General features: G+C 73.1%; 13 protein-coding genes. 10 read left to right on the forward strand and 3 right to left on the reverse strand.

All coding sequences use genetic code 11. The features are described 5' to 3' along the window. The first annotated feature begins 159 nt into the window (after positions 1–159). Both ACTVAJ_RS11405 and ACTVAJ_RS11410 read left to right on the forward strand, forming a co-directional pair. On the forward strand, positions 160–1,101 hold the full coding sequence (locus ACTVAJ_RS11405; protein WP_470388087.1) for an ABC transporter ATP-binding protein: 942 nt from the start codon (positions 160–162) through the stop codon (positions 1,099–1,101). Then, positions 1,101–1,931: an ABC transporter permease gene (locus tag ACTVAJ_RS11410; RefSeq protein ID WP_470388088.1), complete on the forward strand. Its 831-nt coding sequence runs from the start codon at positions 1,101–1,103 to the stop codon at positions 1,929–1,931. Before ACTVAJ_RS11405 ends, ACTVAJ_RS11410 begins: the two co-directional genes overlap by 1 nt. A gap of 170 nt (positions 1,932–2,101) precedes the next feature. Here the strand turns inward: ACTVAJ_RS11410 and ACTVAJ_RS11415 are convergent, their stop codons facing one another. Continuing rightward, positions 2,102–2,791 (reverse strand): RICIN domain-containing protein, encoded by a 690-nt coding sequence (locus ACTVAJ_RS11415; RefSeq protein WP_470388089.1) that lies wholly within the window; start codon positions 2,789–2,791, stop codon positions 2,102–2,104. Between the two features lie 134 nt (positions 2,792–2,925). Between ACTVAJ_RS11415 and ACTVAJ_RS11420 the strand changes: the two genes are divergently transcribed. The 3 genes from ACTVAJ_RS11420 (at position 2,926) to ACTVAJ_RS11430 (ending at position 5,504) form a co-directional block, all read left to right on the forward strand. Continuing rightward, positions 2,926–3,312, forward strand: coding sequence for a hypothetical protein (locus ACTVAJ_RS11420; protein WP_470388090.1), 387 nt, complete (start codon positions 2,926–2,928; stop codon positions 3,310–3,312). A 6-nt stretch (positions 3,313–3,318) separates the two neighbouring features. Then, complete coding sequence (locus ACTVAJ_RS11425) at positions 3,319–4,251, forward strand: EamA family transporter (protein WP_470388091.1); 933 nt, start codon at positions 3,319–3,321, stop codon at positions 4,249–4,251. A gap of 140 nt (positions 4,252–4,391) precedes the next feature. Continuing rightward, positions 4,392–5,504 (forward strand): COX15/CtaA family protein, encoded by a 1,113-nt coding sequence (locus tag ACTVAJ_RS11430; protein WP_470388092.1) that lies wholly within the window; start codon positions 4,392–4,394, stop codon positions 5,502–5,504. Here ACTVAJ_RS11430 and ACTVAJ_RS11435 read toward each other — a convergent pair. Next, positions 5,440–6,726: a PrsW family intramembrane metalloprotease gene (locus ACTVAJ_RS11435; RefSeq protein ID WP_470388093.1), complete on the reverse strand. Its 1,287-nt coding sequence runs from the start codon at positions 6,724–6,726 to the stop codon at positions 5,440–5,442. The two genes, ACTVAJ_RS11430 and ACTVAJ_RS11435, sit on opposite strands and share 65 nt — an antisense overlap. Positions 6,727–6,882: 156 nt before the next feature. Here ACTVAJ_RS11435 and ACTVAJ_RS11440 point away from each other — a divergent pair, with 156 nt between their 5' ends. Further along, positions 6,883–7,299, forward strand: coding sequence for a hypothetical protein (locus tag ACTVAJ_RS11440; protein ID WP_470388094.1), 417 nt, complete (start codon positions 6,883–6,885; stop codon positions 7,297–7,299). A 121-nt stretch (positions 7,300–7,420) separates the two neighbouring features. On the opposite strand, the gene ACTVAJ_RS11445 is transcribed toward ACTVAJ_RS11440, so the two are convergent. Then, entirely contained in the window at positions 7,421–8,389 is a 969-nt protein-coding gene (locus ACTVAJ_RS11445; RefSeq protein WP_470388095.1) for a heme o synthase, read from the reverse strand. A 666-nt stretch (positions 8,390–9,055) separates the two neighbouring features. Here ACTVAJ_RS11445 and tkt point away from each other — a divergent pair. The 4 genes from tkt (at position 9,056) to ACTVAJ_RS11465 (ending at position 15,050) form a co-directional block, all read left to right on the forward strand. Next, complete coding sequence (gene tkt / locus ACTVAJ_RS11450; RefSeq protein WP_470388096.1) at positions 9,056–11,149, forward strand: transketolase; 2,094 nt, start codon at positions 9,056–9,058, stop codon at positions 11,147–11,149. Positions 11,150–11,238: 89 nt separating this feature from the next. Beyond that, on the forward strand, positions 11,239–12,348 hold the full coding sequence (tal, locus tag ACTVAJ_RS11455) for a transaldolase (protein ID WP_470388097.1): 1,110 nt from the start codon (positions 11,239–11,241) through the stop codon (positions 12,346–12,348). Between the two features lie 187 nt (positions 12,349–12,535). Continuing rightward, the gene (gene zwf, locus ACTVAJ_RS11460; protein ID WP_470388172.1) at positions 12,536–14,086 is read left to right on the forward strand and encodes a glucose-6-phosphate dehydrogenase; all 1,551 of its coding nucleotides are present in this window, start codon (positions 12,536–12,538) and stop codon (positions 14,084–14,086) included. 40 nt (positions 14,087–14,126) lie between these two features. Then, on the forward strand, positions 14,127–15,050 hold the full coding sequence (locus tag ACTVAJ_RS11465; protein ID WP_470388098.1) for a glucose-6-phosphate dehydrogenase assembly protein OpcA: 924 nt from the start codon (positions 14,127–14,129) through the stop codon (positions 15,048–15,050). Positions 15,051–15,052 lie beyond the last annotated feature (2 nt).

The following is a 15,052-nucleotide window of genomic DNA, read 5'->3' on the forward strand; positions in this document are numbered from 1 at the left end:
GCCACGGCGCCGAAAAGCGTCGCGGCGGCCCGACTTCCCACATGGTGAGACACTTGACCGCGATGTGGACGACTCCGGGCCCCGACCCGCGCTCCGCGCGCGACCCCCCGCGCCGGGCCGGTGACCCGCCCCGCCGGGCCGCACGTAGACTCATGGCCCATGGACACAGCCGCGGTCGAGGTCGTCGACCTGGTCAAGCGCTACGGCACCACCACCGCAGTCACCGACCTCACGTTCACCGCGCGCAGGGGCGCGGTCACGGCACTGCTCGGCCCCAACGGCGCGGGCAAGACGAGCACCATCGAGATCTGCGAGGGGTTCCGCCGCGCCGACGGCGGACGGGTGCGCGTACTGGGCAGGGACCCGGTCACCGACGCCGCGGCGCTCAAGCCCCGGGTGGGCGTGATGCCCCAGGCGGGCGGCGTCCCCACCGGTGCCCGCGCCGGCGAGTGGCTGCGGCTGATGGCCTCCTTCCACGCGCGGCCGATCGACCCCGGCCTCCTGCTGGAGCGCCTCGGACTGACCTCGGCCGCCGCCACCCCGTTCCGACGCCTCTCCGGGGGCCAGCAGCAGCGCCTCTCCCTGGCCTGCGCCGTGGTCGGCCGCCCCGAACTGGTCTTCCTCGACGAGCCGACCGCCGGGCTGGACCCGCAGGCGCGCATGGCCACCTGGGACCTCGTGGCCTCCCTGCGGGCGGCCGGGGTCGCGGTGATCCTCACCACCCACCACATGGACGAGGCCGAACGGCTGGCCGACCGCGTGACCGTCGTCGACCGGGGCTCCGTGGTCGCCGAGGGAAGCCCCCGCGAACTGACCGGCGACCGTCGCGAGGTGCGCTTCTCCACCGCCCGGCCGCTGGACGCCGAAGCGCTGCGGGCCGCCCTGCCCGAGGGCAGCCGGGTCGGGTCCGCGACCGCGGTGGGCGGCGGGACCGAGTACGTGGTCACCACCGACGACCCCGACGCCCTGGGACCGGAGTTCCTGGCCACGGTCACCGCCTGGTGCGCCTCGGCCGGGATCCTCGCCGAGGACCTGCGCGTCCGGCGGCGTACCCTCGAAGACGTCTTCCTCGAACTCACCGGCCGGGAACTGCGCGACTGATGACCGAGCACACCTCCAGCACCACGGCCGCACCCGCGGGCCGCTCCGCCGACGGCGACGCCGACCTGTTCCGCCCCGATCCGGAGGCCGCCCCGGCCTGGCGGATGGTCGCCGCACAGGCGGGGATGGAACTGCGGATCATGCTGCGGCACGGCGAGCAGTTCCTGCTGACCATGGTCATCCCGGTCCTGCTGCTCGTGGGCTTCAGCCTCACCTCCGTCCTGGACGTGGGCGAGGGAGCCCGGGTCGACGCGCTCACGCCCGGCGTGCTGGCGCTGGCGGTCATGTCGACGTCGTTCACCGGCCTGGCCATCGGGACGGGCTTCGAGCGACGCTACGGAGTGCTCAAGCGCTTGGGCGCGACCCCGCTGTCGCGCCTGGGACTACTGGCCGCCAAGACCCTGGCCGTACTCGGCGTGCAGGCGATCCAGGTGACGGTGCTGTGCGCGGTGGCTCTGCTGCTGGGCTGGTCGCCGTCCCTGGACCCGGCCGGGGCGGTGGCCGTGCTGGCCCTGCTGCTGCTGGCCACGGCCGCGTTCAGCTCACTGGCGCTGCTGATGGCGGGGACCCTGCGCGCGGAGGCCACGCTGGCCGGGGCCAACCTGGTCTACGTGCTCATGCTGGGTCTGGGCGGCGTGCTCTTCCCGACCAGCAGCTTCCCGGGTCCGTTGGAGCAGGCGGTCGCGGCCCTGCCGATCACCGCGCTCACCTCCGGTCTGCGAGCGGTGCTGGTCGAGGGCTCACTGCCCGGCGCGGCCGCCTTCGCGGTGCTGGCCGTGTGGACCGCGGCGGGTGCCCTGCTGGCGAGCCGCCTGTTCCGCTGGGAGTAGGCGGTGTCCGTCCCGGTCCTTCGCCGCGCCTCGGACCGTGTTCGGGTGTACCGGAGGCAGGGACGCCTCCTCCTCGGCCGCGCCTGACGCCCGTACCCCGCCACGCGGCCCGCCTCCTCGTGCGGCACCCCGCCGACGCCCGGACGACGAACCCCGGGGCGTCCGGCCGCTCAGGCCAGGGGGAGCAGCCGCCACTGCTGGTGGGCCTGGCCCCCGTCGCCCGCCTGGCTGACCAGCGTGCCGTTGTCCGGAGCTCCGCCCTGGCCCTCCAGGGCCTGACCGGTCGCGCGGTTGACGATGCGGACCACCCCGGCCCCCGCCTCGATCAGGGACCACTGCTGGTTGGGCTGCCCGGTCCGGGTGAGCAGGGACGCGCCGGGGCCCGCGTCCGGGCCGGTGGGGATCTCCAGGAGCTTGTTGGCGCCGACGGCCTCGATCTCGTAGAACCCGCCCTCCACGGGAACGAAGCGCCACTGCTGGTTGTCTCCGTCGTGCCGGTCCCACAGGTGCACGGGGGCCCCGTTGGCCGTGGCCGCCTGGGCGACGTCCATGACGCGGCCGCCGTGGACGTTCTGGAGGACGTAGACGACCCCGGGTTCCAGGCCCGCCGGGTGGGTGGGTTCGGCTGAGGGTTCCTCGCTCGGCTCCTCGGTGGGCTCCGGCTCCGGGGCGCCCGGCGGCTCGACGAGGATGCCCGAGGCCACGGTCATCTCCGGCTCCCCCTCCGGCTGCCCTCCCGGGAACAGGAGGCCGCCGGTGTACCCGGCGATGATGACGACCAGGACGAGCGCCACCGCGCCGACCGCGATCGGCCAACGGGGGACGTGTCGCTCGGGCGGGGTGTCGGTTCGAGGGGACATGCGTGGGGGCTCCAAGGCGGCGGGAAGGGGCCGTCTCGGCGACGGCTCCGGACTATTTCACACCACATGCACCGATTCGCGCATGTTGGCCGGTCGGCACACCCCTCGCACGGTTCCCGATAGTGTCGGCCGCCATGGAGGCCATCGGAGTTCCCTGGTTCATCGCCGTCCGCCACCTCGGGCCGCCACTGTTCCTGCTCGTCGCGGGCGGGTCCCTCCTGTTGTGGCGGCGTCCGGCCCGGCGCGGCCTCGCCTGGGCCGCGCTGGCGACCAACCTGGCCGCCGCGGCGCTGCCGTACCTGTGGATCGGCGCGCAGCTCCTCGCCGACCAGGCGGAACGCACGGTGTACGGGCTGGTCATGACGCTGCTCCAGCCGGGCCTGGTGGTCGTGGCCTGGTCGTTGCTGCTGGTCGCCCTGGTCGCACCGGAAGGCCGTACGGGAGGCGGGCGGGCGCGCGGCCGGAGGAGCGCCGGCAGGGGGACGTCCGTCGACCGGAGGGACCCCGAAAACGTAGGATGACCGACCATGAACTCCTCGTCGGGTCGTGCGGGCCTCTCCCCGCGCACCGCGGTGGCGTCCGTGCCACCGGTCTGGTTGGTCCTGGTCAGCATCTCCTCCGTGCAGATCGGCGCGGGGGTGGCCAAGAACCTGTTCGAGGTGCTTCCCCCCGCGGCCGTGGTCTGGCTGCGGCTGCTGACCTCCGCGGTCCTGCTCGTCCTCGTGGCGCGGCCCGCCCTGCGCGGGCACGACCGCACCGACTGGACGGTGGTCGTGGGCTACGGCGTGGCGCTGGCGATGATGAACTTCTTCATCTACCAGGCCTTCGCCCGGATTCCGCTGGGGATCGCGGTGACCATCGAGTACCTGGGGCCGCTGACCATCGCGATCCTCGGCTCCCGCCGCCGCGTCGACCTGCTGTGGGCCGCGCTGGCCGGGCTGGGCGTGGTCGCGCTCGGCCTGGAGTCGGGGTCCATGGACGTGTGGGGCATCGTGTTCGCCGTGCTGGCCGCCACGGCGTGGGCGGGCTACATCCTGCTGAGCGCGGCCACGGGCCAGCGGTTCAGCGGTGCGTCGGGGCTGGCGGTCGCCAGCGTCGTCGGTGTCGTGCTCCTGGCGCCCGTGGGCGTGGCCCAGGGCGGCACCGCGCTGCTGGACTGGCGTCTGCTCCTGTTCGGCCTGGCGGTCGGCGTCCTCTCGTCCGTGGTGCCCTACTCGCTGGAGCTCACCGCCCTGCGCAGGATGCCCCCGCGCGTGTTCGGCGTCCTGATGAGCCTGCAGCCGGCCGCCGCCGCGCTCGTGGGACTCGTGCTGCTGGGCGAACTGCTCACCGTGTGGCAGTGGATCGCGGTGGCCTGCGTCATCGCGGCCAGCGCCGGAGCGACGCGCACGTCGGCCCGGCGGGGTGACACCGGACGGGGAGTCGGCTCCTCCCCCTCGCCGCCGCGCCAGGAGGGGTAGGGCTCCCCCACGCCCCGGGCGGAGCCGTGTGCGTCACGACATGTCACACGTGAGCGCTCGGACGAGCGGTATCGACGCAGGTCGCGCCACTGGGCGGGGGTGCGCACCGGAGGCCCGGACCATGTACTACGCTCTGTCGTATGCTTGCGCTCCCGGCCACCGCGACCACGGCCCCGCCCCCGCTCCCCGTACTGGCGACGGAGACCATCGACATCCTCGGCGCCCCGCTGTGGGCCTGGCAGATCGCCGTCGCCGCCGTGGGGGTCCTGGTACTCGTCCTGCTGGCCCGCACCATCTGGACACCGACCCCGCGGTCACTGCGCGCCTGGGCGCTGGGCAACGTCGTGGTCAACGCCGGGATCGCCGTCACCGGCGCCACGGTACGCGTCACCTCCTCCGGGCTCGGCTGCTCGGAGTGGCCGCGGTGCACGCCCGACAGCTTCGTCCCCAGCGGCGGCGACCACCCGGCGCTCAACGCGGCGATCGAGTTCGGCAACCGCACGCTCACGTTCGTCGTGCTCGCGGTCGGGGTCATCACCCTCCTGGCCGTCCTGCGCTCACGCCCCCGGCGCCGCGACCTGACCCGCCTGGCGGTGATCATCCCGTTCGGCGTCCTCGGCCAGGGGGTGGTCGGCGGCATCACCGTGTGGACCGACCTGCACCCGGCCGCGGTCGCCACGCACTTCCTGCTGTCCATGGTGGTGACCTTCCTGGCCGTGGCGCTCTACGTGCGCTGCCAGGAGCCCGAGGGGACGCCCCGGGTGTCGGTCGGCCCGATGCTGCACGCGCTGAGCGTCGGCCTGGTGGTGATCGGGTTCCTGCTGCTGGTCGCCGGAACCGTCGTCACCGGCACCGGCCCGCACGGCGGCGACGCCGAGGCGCCCCGCTGGGAGCTGGTCCTGAGCGCGGTCACCCGGGTGCACTCCGCCCTGGCCTGGCTGACCCTGGCCGCAGCGGTCCTGGCCGCCGTCATCGCGGTCCGCGGCGGCGCGCGGCGCCCCGTCAGGATGAGCGCCGTCGCCCTGGTCGCGGTCGTGGTCCTCCAGGGGGCGCTGGGCTACACGCAGTACGCGCTGGCGCTTCCCGAGGGCCTGGTGGTGCTGCACGTGCTCGGTTCGACCCTGACCTGGATCGCGGTCTGCCGCCTGTACTTCTCCACCACACGGCTCGTCCCGGCCGGCGAGGCGCTCACCGGACCGGAGGCTGACCGTGCCGGGGAACGTAGTCCTGCTGAGCCCGCGCCTGGGCGATGACGTGCGCGAAGTCCGACCTGCGTAGGAAGCCGGAGTCCGTCGGGCTCTCCGCCCAGCCGGGGGTCACCGGCTGCGGCACCCGTCCCAGGAAGGTGTCGCGCGCCACGTGCATGAGCGCCAGGAACGAGTCCCTGCGGACCTTCCAGTCCTCACGCGGCAGGCCGGCGTCCAGCTTCTTGTGCAGGAGCGCGAGCTCGGTCGCGGCCAACTGGTACTCCTTCATCGCCCTGCGTCCGCGGCGGCCCGCGTTGCGCGCCGCCCACTCACGGGCCTGGCGCCGTCCGCCCATGGTGCCGAGCATGACGACGTCGGCCGGCGTCACCAGTCCGGTGGGGACGTACCGGGGCAGGTAGCGGGCGATGGCGCTGATCTGGGCGTGGCGGTCGCGCACCGCCGTGGCCAGGAGGCAGAGCAGCACGAGGAAGAGCACGAGGTAGGCGGCACCGAGCCCCAGCCAGCCGAAGCGCGTCGAGGCGTTCCACATACCGTGCAGGACGACCGCGATCCCCCACCCGGCCACGGGCGCGAACAGGCGGACGGGGCCCGTGTTCATGGCCGCGTAGGCGACGCCGATGCCGATCATCGCGGTGTAGATGGGGTGGCCGAAGGGGGCGACCAGTCCGCGGATGGCGAAGGTGGCCACCAGGGTGTCGTCGAAGAACGCGCTGAGGAAGTACAGGACGTTCTCGGTGAAGGCGAAGCCGGTGGCGACCATCGCCCCGTAGATCACCCCGTCGGTGAAGGTGTCGATCTCGTGCCGGCGGCGCCACAGGAGGATGAGCAGCACGGCGCCCTTGGCGCTCTCCTCGACCACCGGTGCCACCACCGAGGTGGCGAGGTAGTCGCCCAGGTCACGGCCGTACAGCGGGACGGTGAGGTTGTTCATACCCCAGGTGTTGAGCAGGAGCGAGGCCACCACGGCGACACCCGCGCCCCAGACGAAGGCGAAGAACAGCACCCAGCCGGGTTCGGGTTCGAACCGGTCCAGCATGAGGATGAGCGGCACGAGGACGGTCACCGGGATGACCGCGGCGACCAGGCTGACCGCGAAGCCCACGGCCCCGTCGATACCGGCGGCCGCGCCGCCCGCCATGGCCAGCAGCCACAGGTACACGAGCATGCCGACCAGGCACACCACGCTGACCGTGATGCCCACGATCAGGGTGAGCGAGTAGCGGGAGCGCCGGCCCTGGAGGATGGCCTTGCTGTCGAGACGGGGCATGGGCACTGATCGTATCCGGACCGGGGGACGGGCCGCGCCGCCGTCCGCGGGCATCGCCGCTGATCTCCCGCGGTGCCGCCGGATGCGGCAAGATCGTGGTGTTGCGATCCGCCCCTCCGGAGAACCCTTCACCCGCCCCAGACCGGAAGGCCAGACATGAACACGACCACCACTCCCCCACCGACCGCCCTGTGGGCACTGCGGGCCGCGGTCCTGCTGCACCTGGCGGCGGTGCTGTGGGAGGGCGCCACCGCCGGACAGCTGGTGACCTTCAACACCGGGGCGCTGCCCCTGCACTACTACGGCGCCTTCGGGGTGCACCTGGCCGCGGGCGCCCAGGTCCTGGCCGCGTGGTGGGTGTGGTCGGGGACCGGGCGCGGACCGGAGGCGCCCAGGACGGTGCTGGCGGTGAGCCTGGTCGCCTTCGCCCTGGGCTTCGGCCAGGCGGCGATGGGCAGCTACGGCCCGCTCCAGGCCCACGTGCCCACCGCGCTGGTCCTGACCGGCCTGGTGGTGTGGGCCGCCGTCCTGTCCTGGTCGCGCGGCCTGCGCCGGGTGCCCGCGGGGAGCTGACCCGCCCGTCCGCGGGGACGGGCCGTCCGCGGCCTCCCGGGGACCCCGGCCGGGCGGCCCCCGGAGAACGTGTGTGGCGGCGCCCCTCAGGGGACGCCGCCACCACCGTGCCGCGGCCGGATCAGCCCAGCAGGTTGGCGACCAGCGGGTCGACCGTGACCGCCACGAACAGCAGCGCCAGATAGGCGTTGGACAGGTGGAAGAAGCCCATCGTCCTGAGCTTGGCCCCGGTCACCCCGGCCATCGAGCGGCTCAGCAGGCGGTGCGCCTGGACCACCAGGAGCGCACCGAGCACGAGGGCGACCGCCCCGTAGAACCAGGTGGTACCCGCCACCGGCCAGAAGACCAGCGACACGACCACGGTGGCCCAGCTGTAGAGCACGCACTCCAGCAGCACCCGGCGGTCGGAGGCGACCACGGGCAGCATCGGCACGTTGGCCGCCGCGTAGTCCTCGCGGTAGCGCATGGCCAGCGCCCATGTGTGCGGGGGCGTCCAGAAGAACACCACGAGGAAGAGCACGAACGGCGCCCACGACAGCCCGTTGGTGACGGCCGCCCACCCGATGAGGACCGGCATGCAGCCGGCGATACCGCCCCACACGACGTTCTGCGCGGTGCGCCGCTTGAGCAGCATCGTGTAGACGAAGATGTAGAAGAGGATCGCGAAGACCGACAGCGCGGCGGAGAGCCAGTTGACCAGGAGGGCGAAGCCGGCGGTGGAGCCGACGGCGAGCACCAGCCCGTAGGTGAGGGCGCCGCGCGGGGTGACCAGGTCCATCGCGCCCGGACGCTGGCGGGTGCGACGCATCTCACGGTCGATGTCGCGGTCGATGTAGCAGTTCATCGCGTTCGCGCTGGCCGCCGACATGGTGCCGAACAGCAGGGTCGCCACCGCGGTCCACAGCGGTGGGACGCCTCCGGCGGCCACGAACATCACGGGGATGGTGGTGATGAGCAGCAGCTCGATGACGCGGGGTTTGGAGAGGGCGACGTAGGCGCGCACGTGGTCGCCGAAGGGGGCCTTGCGGGGGGCCCGGGGAGCGGCGGTGTCGGTGGCGCCCGGGTGCGGGGAACGGTCGGCGAGGGCCATCAGCACCGTGCCCCCGGTCGGCTCACGGGCGTCCCCTGGTGGGGTACCGGCTCGGTTTCGGACACGCGGATACCTCGACAAGTCTAAGGGTCTCGACACTGCTCGCCATGCGGGGTCGAACGGACCGACAAAGCGTCTGGATCGGCGGAAACCCCGTCAACGACATACTGTAGTACTTCCTCGCGGACCCCGGGGACGACCCCCCGGGCAACGGAAAGCCCCAGGTCCACGCCGCACCTGGCGGCGGGGGCCCACCAGGTGTAAGCAGGGTCGCACACGCCCGTGCACGCCGCCAGCGTGCCACGCTCCGCACGACGGGCGCCCAGGAGCGCGGGCACGGGCCGAAGGAGCGGCCTCCACTCCGAAGCCGTCGGTCACCCGTGGGTCATAGGAGGTGTTGGACAACGCCGCCCCCGGTTGCGGACGATAGGCTCGCAGTTGGCCGAACCTGTCGGGATTCCCTCGGCCGCCTCGACCGTTGCACTGGGTGACCTCGCGGGGCACCGCACGCCCCGCCCCGGTACCCGGGGTGGTTCACCCCGGCCAGGTCCTCGGCCCCGCCTTCCGGCGGGCCGCGCCGGACACCGACGGTGCCCCGGCGACAGTACGCCAACAACCTTGCGCACACCGTGCCCAACGGGTGCCCGAGAAGGAGAACGAAAGTCCGTGAACGCCCACACGCCGCACGAACTTGAGTGGTCGGACCTCGACCTCCGCGCCGTCGACACCGTCCGCGCCCTGGCCATGGACGCGGTCGAGAAGTCGGGTAACGGACACCCCGGCACCGCCATGAGCCTCGCGCCCGCCGCCTACCTCCTGTTCCAGAAGGTCATGCGGCACGACCCGACCGCCCCCGAGTGGGTGGGCCGCGACCGTTTCGTGCTCTCCTGCGGCCACTCCAGCCTCACCCTCTACATCCAGCTCTACCTCGCCGGATACGACCTGGGTCTGGACGACCTCAAGGCGCTGCGCCAGTGGGGCAGCCGCACCCCCGGCCACCCCGAGTTCGGGCACACCGCGGGCGTGGAGACCACCACCGGCCCGCTGGGCCAGGGCATCGGCAACGCGGTCGGCATGGCCATGGCCGCACGCCGCGAGCGCGGCCTGTTCAACCCCGAGGCCGGCCCCGGCGCCAGCCCCTTCGACCACCACGTCTACGCCATCTGCTCCGACGGTGACGTCCAGGAGGGCGTCAGCCACGAGGCCAGCGCGCTCGCCGGGACCCAGCGGCTGGGCAACCTCATCGTAATCTGGGACGACAACCGGATCTCCATCGAGGACGACACCCGCGTCGCGCACACCGAGGACGTCGCCGAGCGCTACCGCGCCTACGGCTGGCACGTGGAGGAGGTCGACTGGGCCGCCTCCGGCGAGTACACCGAGGACGTCCACGCCCTGCACGAGGCCGTCCAGCGGGGCAAGGCCGAGACCGACCGGCCCACCTTCATCCGCCTGCGCACCATCATCGGCTGGCCCGCGCCCAACAAGCAGAACACCGGTGCCATCCACGGCGCCGCCATCGGCACCGCCGAGATCTCCGCCACCAAGGAGATCATGGGCCTGCCCGACGAGCCCTTCGCGGTCGAGGACGCCGTCGTCGAGCACACCCGCCGCGCCCTGGACCGGGGCCGCCAGGCGCGCACCGAGTGGGAGGACGCCTTCCAGGCCTGGCGCCGCAGCGCCGGAGAGCACGGCGACCTCTTCGACCGGCTCCAGTCCGGCAAGCTGCCCGCGGGCTGGGAGGAGAGCCTGCCCGTCTTCGAGGCCAGCGAGAAGGGCATGGCCACCCGCAAGGCCAGCGGCGAGGTGCTCGGCGCCGTCGCCCCGGTCCTGCCCGAGCTGTGGGGTGGCTCCTCCGACCTGGCGGGGTCCAACAACACCACGCCCAAGGGCGAGCCCTCCTTCCTGCCCTTCGACCGGGCCAGCACCATGTTCCCGGGCAACCCCTACGGCCGCGTGCTGCACTTCGGTGTGCGCGAGCACGGCATGGGCTCGATCCTCAACGGCATCGCCCTGCACGGTCCGACCCGCCCCTACGGCGGCACGTTCCTGGTGTTCAGCGACTACATGCGCCCCGCCGTCCGGCTCGCCGCGCTGATGAAGCTGCCGGTCACCTACGTGTGGACGCACGACTCCATCGGCCTGGGCGAGGACGGCCCCACCCACCAGCCGGTCGAGCACCTGTGGTCGCTGCGCGCCATCCCCGGCCTCGACGTCGTCCGCCCGGCCGACGCCAACGAGACCGCGGTCGTGTGGCGCAAGGTCCTGGAGACCACCGACCGCCCGGCGGCGCTCGCCCTGACGCGCCAGAACCTGCCGGTCCTGGACCGCACCGAGTACGCGCCCGCCGAGGACGCGGCCCGGGGCGGCTACGTCCTCGCCGAGGCGGCGGGCGGCACCCCGGAGGCGATCATCATCGCCACCGGCAGCGAGGTGCCGATCGCCCTCGCCGCCCGCGAGGAGCTGGAGGCGGCGGGCACGCCCACGCGCGTGGTCTCCATGCCCTGCGTGGAGTGGTTCGAGGCCGAGAGCGAGGAGTACCGCGAGAGCGTCCTGCCCTCCTCCGTGCGCACCCGCGTGTCGGTCGAGGCCGGGATCGCGATGGGCTGGCGCGCCTACGTCGGCGACGCGGGCGAGTCGGTCAGTCTGGAGCACTTCGGTGCCTCCGCGCCCTACCAGACCCTGTACGAGAAGTTCGGCCTCACCTCCGAGGCCGTGGTCGCGGCGGTCCGCGACAGCGCCGCCAAGGCCGGACGATGACGTCGCGGGCCCCGCGCCGAGACCCGGCGCGGGGCCCGCTCCCTGTGTGTACCGGGCGCCAGACGCCCATGAGGAAGGCACGAGACACCATGAGCCACACACCACTGAAGGCCCTCTCCGACGCGGGCGTGTCCGTCTGGCTGGACGACATCAGCCGTGAGCGGCTGCGCACCGGCAACCTGGCCGCCCTGATGTCCACCCACCACGTGACGGGCGTGACCTCCAACCCGACGATCTTCGACAAGGCGCTCGCCGAGGGCGACGCCTACGACGAGCAGGTGCGCGAACTGGCCGCGCGCGGCGTGTCGGTCGACGAGGCCGTCCGCCTGCTCACCGCCTACGACATCCGCTGGGCCGCCGACACCCTGCGCCCGGTCTACGACTCCACCGACCGCGTCGACGGCCGGGTCTCCCTGGAGGTCGACCCCCGTCTGGCCCGCGACACCGAGCGCACCGTCGCCGAGGCCAAGGCCCTGTGGTGGCTGGTCGACCGCCCCAACCTGATGATCAAGATCCCGGCCACCGCCGAGGGCCTGCCCGCCATCACGCGCGTGCTGGGCCTGGGTATCAGCGTGAACGTCACGCTGATCTTCTCCCTGGAGCGCTACCGCCAGGTGATGGACGCGTTCCTGGCCGGTATGGAACTGGCCCGCGTCAACGGCCACGACCTGTCCCGGATCCAGTCCGTGGCCTCGTTCTTCGTCAGCCGTGTCGACACCGAGGTCGACCGGCGCCTGGACGCCGTCGGCACCGACGAGGCCAAGGCCCTGCGCGGCCGTGCCGCCGTCGCCAACGCACGGCTGGCCTACCAGGAGCACGAGGAGGTCTTCTCCTCCCGCGAGTGGAAGGCCCTGGCCGACCTGGGCGCCACGCCGCAGCGCCCGCTGTGGGCCTCCACCGGTGTGAAGGACCCCGCCTACGAGGACACCCGCTACGTCACCGACCTGGTCGCGCGCGACACCGTGAACACGATGCCGCAGGCCACCCTGGACGCCACCGCCGACCACGCGGTCGTCACCGGCAACACCATCCTGGGGACCTACGAGCAGGCCGAGGCCGACTTCGCCGCGCTGGAGGGCGTGGGCGTCAACCTCACCGAGGTGTTCGGGGTCCTGGAGGACGAGGGCGTGAGCAAGTTCGTCGACTCCTGGGAGAGCCTGCTGGGCGGCCTGTCCGCCAAGCTCGACCAGGCCTCCTGAGCTCCGGCCAGCCGCGCGGAGCCGTCCCGCGGGCGAGGCGGTTCCGTCAGTGACCAGGGGCGCTCCGGTCCACCGGCCGGGGCGCCCGGCCCGAGCCCCCGCCCCACCCGGGCGGGGGCTCGGGTGCCCAGCCACCCTCCACCGGCCACTCTCGACAGAAGGACGAGACCCCGTGAAAGAACCGGTGATGCCCGGAGCGGTACCCAACCCGCTCCGCGACGCCCAGGACCGCCGTCTGCCCCGCATCGCCGGGCCCAGTGTGCTGGTGCTGTTCGGCGTCACGGGCGACCTGGCGCGCAAGAAACTACTGCCCGCCATCTACGACCTCGCGAACCGGGGCATGCTCCCCCCGGGGTTCGGCCTGGTGGGTTTCGCCCGCCGCGACTGGGAGCACCAGGACTTCGCGGCCCAGGCGCACGAGGCGGTCCGCGCCCACGCGCGCACACCGTTCCGTGAGGACGTGTGGCGCCAGCTGAGCGAGGGCATCCGCTTCGTCCAGGGCGACCTCGGCGACGACGACGCGTTCGACCGCCTGGCCGACACGGTGCGCGAGCTGGACGCCCGGCGCGGCACGGGCGGCAACTACGCCTTCTACCTGTCGCTGCCGCCCAAGCTGTTCCCGACCGTGGTCACCCAGCTCAAGCGGTCCGGCCTGGCCGAGGCCAGGGAGGGCGAGGGGCCCGGGGGGAGCACGCCGTGGCGGCGGGTGGTGATCGAGAAGCCCTTCGGCCACGACCTGGACAGCGCCCGGGACCTCAACACGGTCGTGGACGACGTGTTCCCGCCGTCGTCGGTGTTCCGCATCGACCACTACCTGGGCAAGGAGACCGTCCAGAACATCCTGGCGCTGCGCTTCGCCAACACCCTGTTCGAGCCGCTGTGGAACCGCAGCTACGTGGACCACGTGCAGATCACCATGGCCGAGGACATCGGTGTGGGCGGCCGGGCGGGCTACTACGACGGGATCGGCGCCGCCCGCGACGTCATCCAGAACCACCTGCTCCAACTGCTGGCCCTGGTCGCCATGGAGGAGCCGGTCTCCCACGACGCGGACGCGATCCGCGCGGAGAAGGAGAAGGCCCTGTCGGCGGTCTCACTGCCCGAGGACCTGGCCACCGGGACCGCGCGCGGCCAGTACGCCGCCGGATGGCAGGGCGGCGCGGCGGTGCGCGGCTACCTGGAGGAGGACGGCATCCCGTCCGACTCCGAGACCGAGACCTACGCGGCCCTCAAGCTCATGGTCCACACCCGCCGCTGGTCGGGGGTGCCGTTCTACCTGCGCACGGGCAAACGGCTGGGGCGGCGCGTCACGGAGGTGGCGCTGGTGTTCCAGGGGGCGCCGCAGCAGCTGTTCCCCCGCACCGACATCACCGAACTGGGGCAGAACGCCCTGGTCCTGCGCATCCAACCCGACGAGGGGGTGACGCTGCGCTTCGGGTCCAAGGTGCCCGGCGCCAGCATGGAGGTGCGCGACGTCAGCATGGACTTCACCTACGGCCAGTCCTTCACCGAGGCCAGCCCCGAGGCCTACGAGCGGCTCATCCTGGACGTGCTCATCGGCGACCCGCCGCTGTTCCCCCGACAGGAGGAGGTCGAGCTGTCCTGGCGCATCCTGGACCCGGTCGAGGAGTTCTGGGCCAAGTCCGGCCAGCCCGAACAGTACGGCTCCGGCACCTGGGGGCCGGAGTCGGGTGAGGCCCTGCTCGCCAGGGACGGCCGCCAGTGGCGGCGCCCGTGACCGACCACGACCACGCCGGAGTGACCGGAGGGAACCGCCGATGACGCTCTACCTGCCGCAGACCACGACCGCGGCGATCACCGAGGCGCTCATGGCCGAACGGCACAGCGTCGGCGGCGGCGCCATGAACATGGTCCTCACCCTGGTCATCGTCACCGACGAGGCCGACCACTACGACGCCGTGCGCGCGGCCACCGAGGCCGGGCGCGAGCACCCCTCGCGTGTGGTGGCCCTGATCCGGCGCGACCCGCACGCGGAGCCGACGATCGACGCCGAGATCCGCCGCCCGGGCACGTCCGGTCCGGGTGAGGCGGTGCTGCTGCGGCTGTACGGCCCGCTGGGGGAGCACCCCGACTCCGTGATCACCCCGCTGCTGGTGCCGGACGCGCCGGTCGTGGCGTGGTGGCCCGGGGTGGGCCCGACCGACCCGGGTTCGGACCCCGTGGGACGGCTGGCCCAGCGGCGCATCACCGACGCGCTGCGGGCCCCGGACCCGCTGCGGGATCTGCAGGAGCGGATCGAGCACTACACCCCGGGCGACACCGACCTGTCCTGGACCCGGTTGACGCCGTGGCGGTCGCTGCTGGCCAGCGCCATGGACCAGCCGTGCGGGTGGGTGACCTCGGCGAGGGTGACCGCCGAGGAGCACTACCCGAGCGCCGACCTCATGGCGGCCTGGCTGACCGACCGGCTGGCGGTGACCGTGGAGCGCGCCGTCTCCGACGGGCCGGGACTGACCGAGGTCCGGCTGACCACCGACCACGGGGACGTCGCCCTGTCCCGGTTGGACGGGCGGGTGGCCACGCTGTCGCGGCCGGGGCAGCCGGACCAGACCGTGGCGCTGGAGCGGCGCGGAGCGGCCATGGCGCTGGCCGAGGAACTGCGCCGTCTGGACGCCGACGAGACCTACGCGAGCGCCGCCCGTCAGCTGGGGTCGTCGCTCGCTGGAAGCGGAGCACAGTAACC

The organism is Nocardiopsis sp. KDC1DS13DA1, assembly GCF_055632325.1.

Bases quoted from the DNA above. Each gene is read 5' to 3' on its own strand.
- ACTVAJ_RS11405 (WP_470388087.1), top strand. From the start codon at position 160: ATGGACACAGCCGCGGTCGAGGTCGTCGACCTGGTCAAGCGCTACGGC.
- ACTVAJ_RS11445 (WP_470388095.1), bottom strand. From the start codon at position 8,389: ATGGCCCTCGCCGACCGTTCCCCGCACCCGGGCGCCACCGACACCGCC.
- ACTVAJ_RS11425 (WP_470388091.1), top strand. From the start codon at position 3,319: ATGAACTCCTCGTCGGGTCGTGCGGGCCTCTCCCCGCGCACCGCGGTG.
- ACTVAJ_RS11420 (WP_470388090.1), top strand. From the start codon at position 2,926: ATGGAGGCCATCGGAGTTCCCTGGTTCATCGCCGTCCGCCACCTCGGG.
- zwf (WP_470388172.1), top strand. From the start codon at position 12,536: ATGCCCGGAGCGGTACCCAACCCGCTCCGCGACGCCCAGGACCGCCGT.
- tal (WP_470388097.1), top strand. From the start codon at position 11,239: ATGAGCCACACACCACTGAAGGCCCTCTCCGACGCGGGCGTGTCCGTC.
- ACTVAJ_RS11415 (WP_470388089.1), bottom strand. From the start codon at position 2,791: ATGTCCCCTCGAACCGACACCCCGCCCGAGCGACACGTCCCCCGTTGG.
- ACTVAJ_RS11410 (WP_470388088.1), top strand. From the start codon at position 1,101: ATGACCGAGCACACCTCCAGCACCACGGCCGCACCCGCGGGCCGCTCC.
- ACTVAJ_RS11435 (WP_470388093.1), bottom strand. From the start codon at position 6,726: ATGCCCCGTCTCGACAGCAAGGCCATCCTCCAGGGCCGGCGCTCCCGC.
- ACTVAJ_RS11440 (WP_470388094.1), top strand. From the start codon at position 6,883: ATGAACACGACCACCACTCCCCCACCGACCGCCCTGTGGGCACTGCGG.
- ACTVAJ_RS11430 (WP_470388092.1), top strand. From the start codon at position 4,392: ATGCTTGCGCTCCCGGCCACCGCGACCACGGCCCCGCCCCCGCTCCCC.
- ACTVAJ_RS11465 (WP_470388098.1), top strand. From the start codon at position 14,127: ATGACGCTCTACCTGCCGCAGACCACGACCGCGGCGATCACCGAGGCG.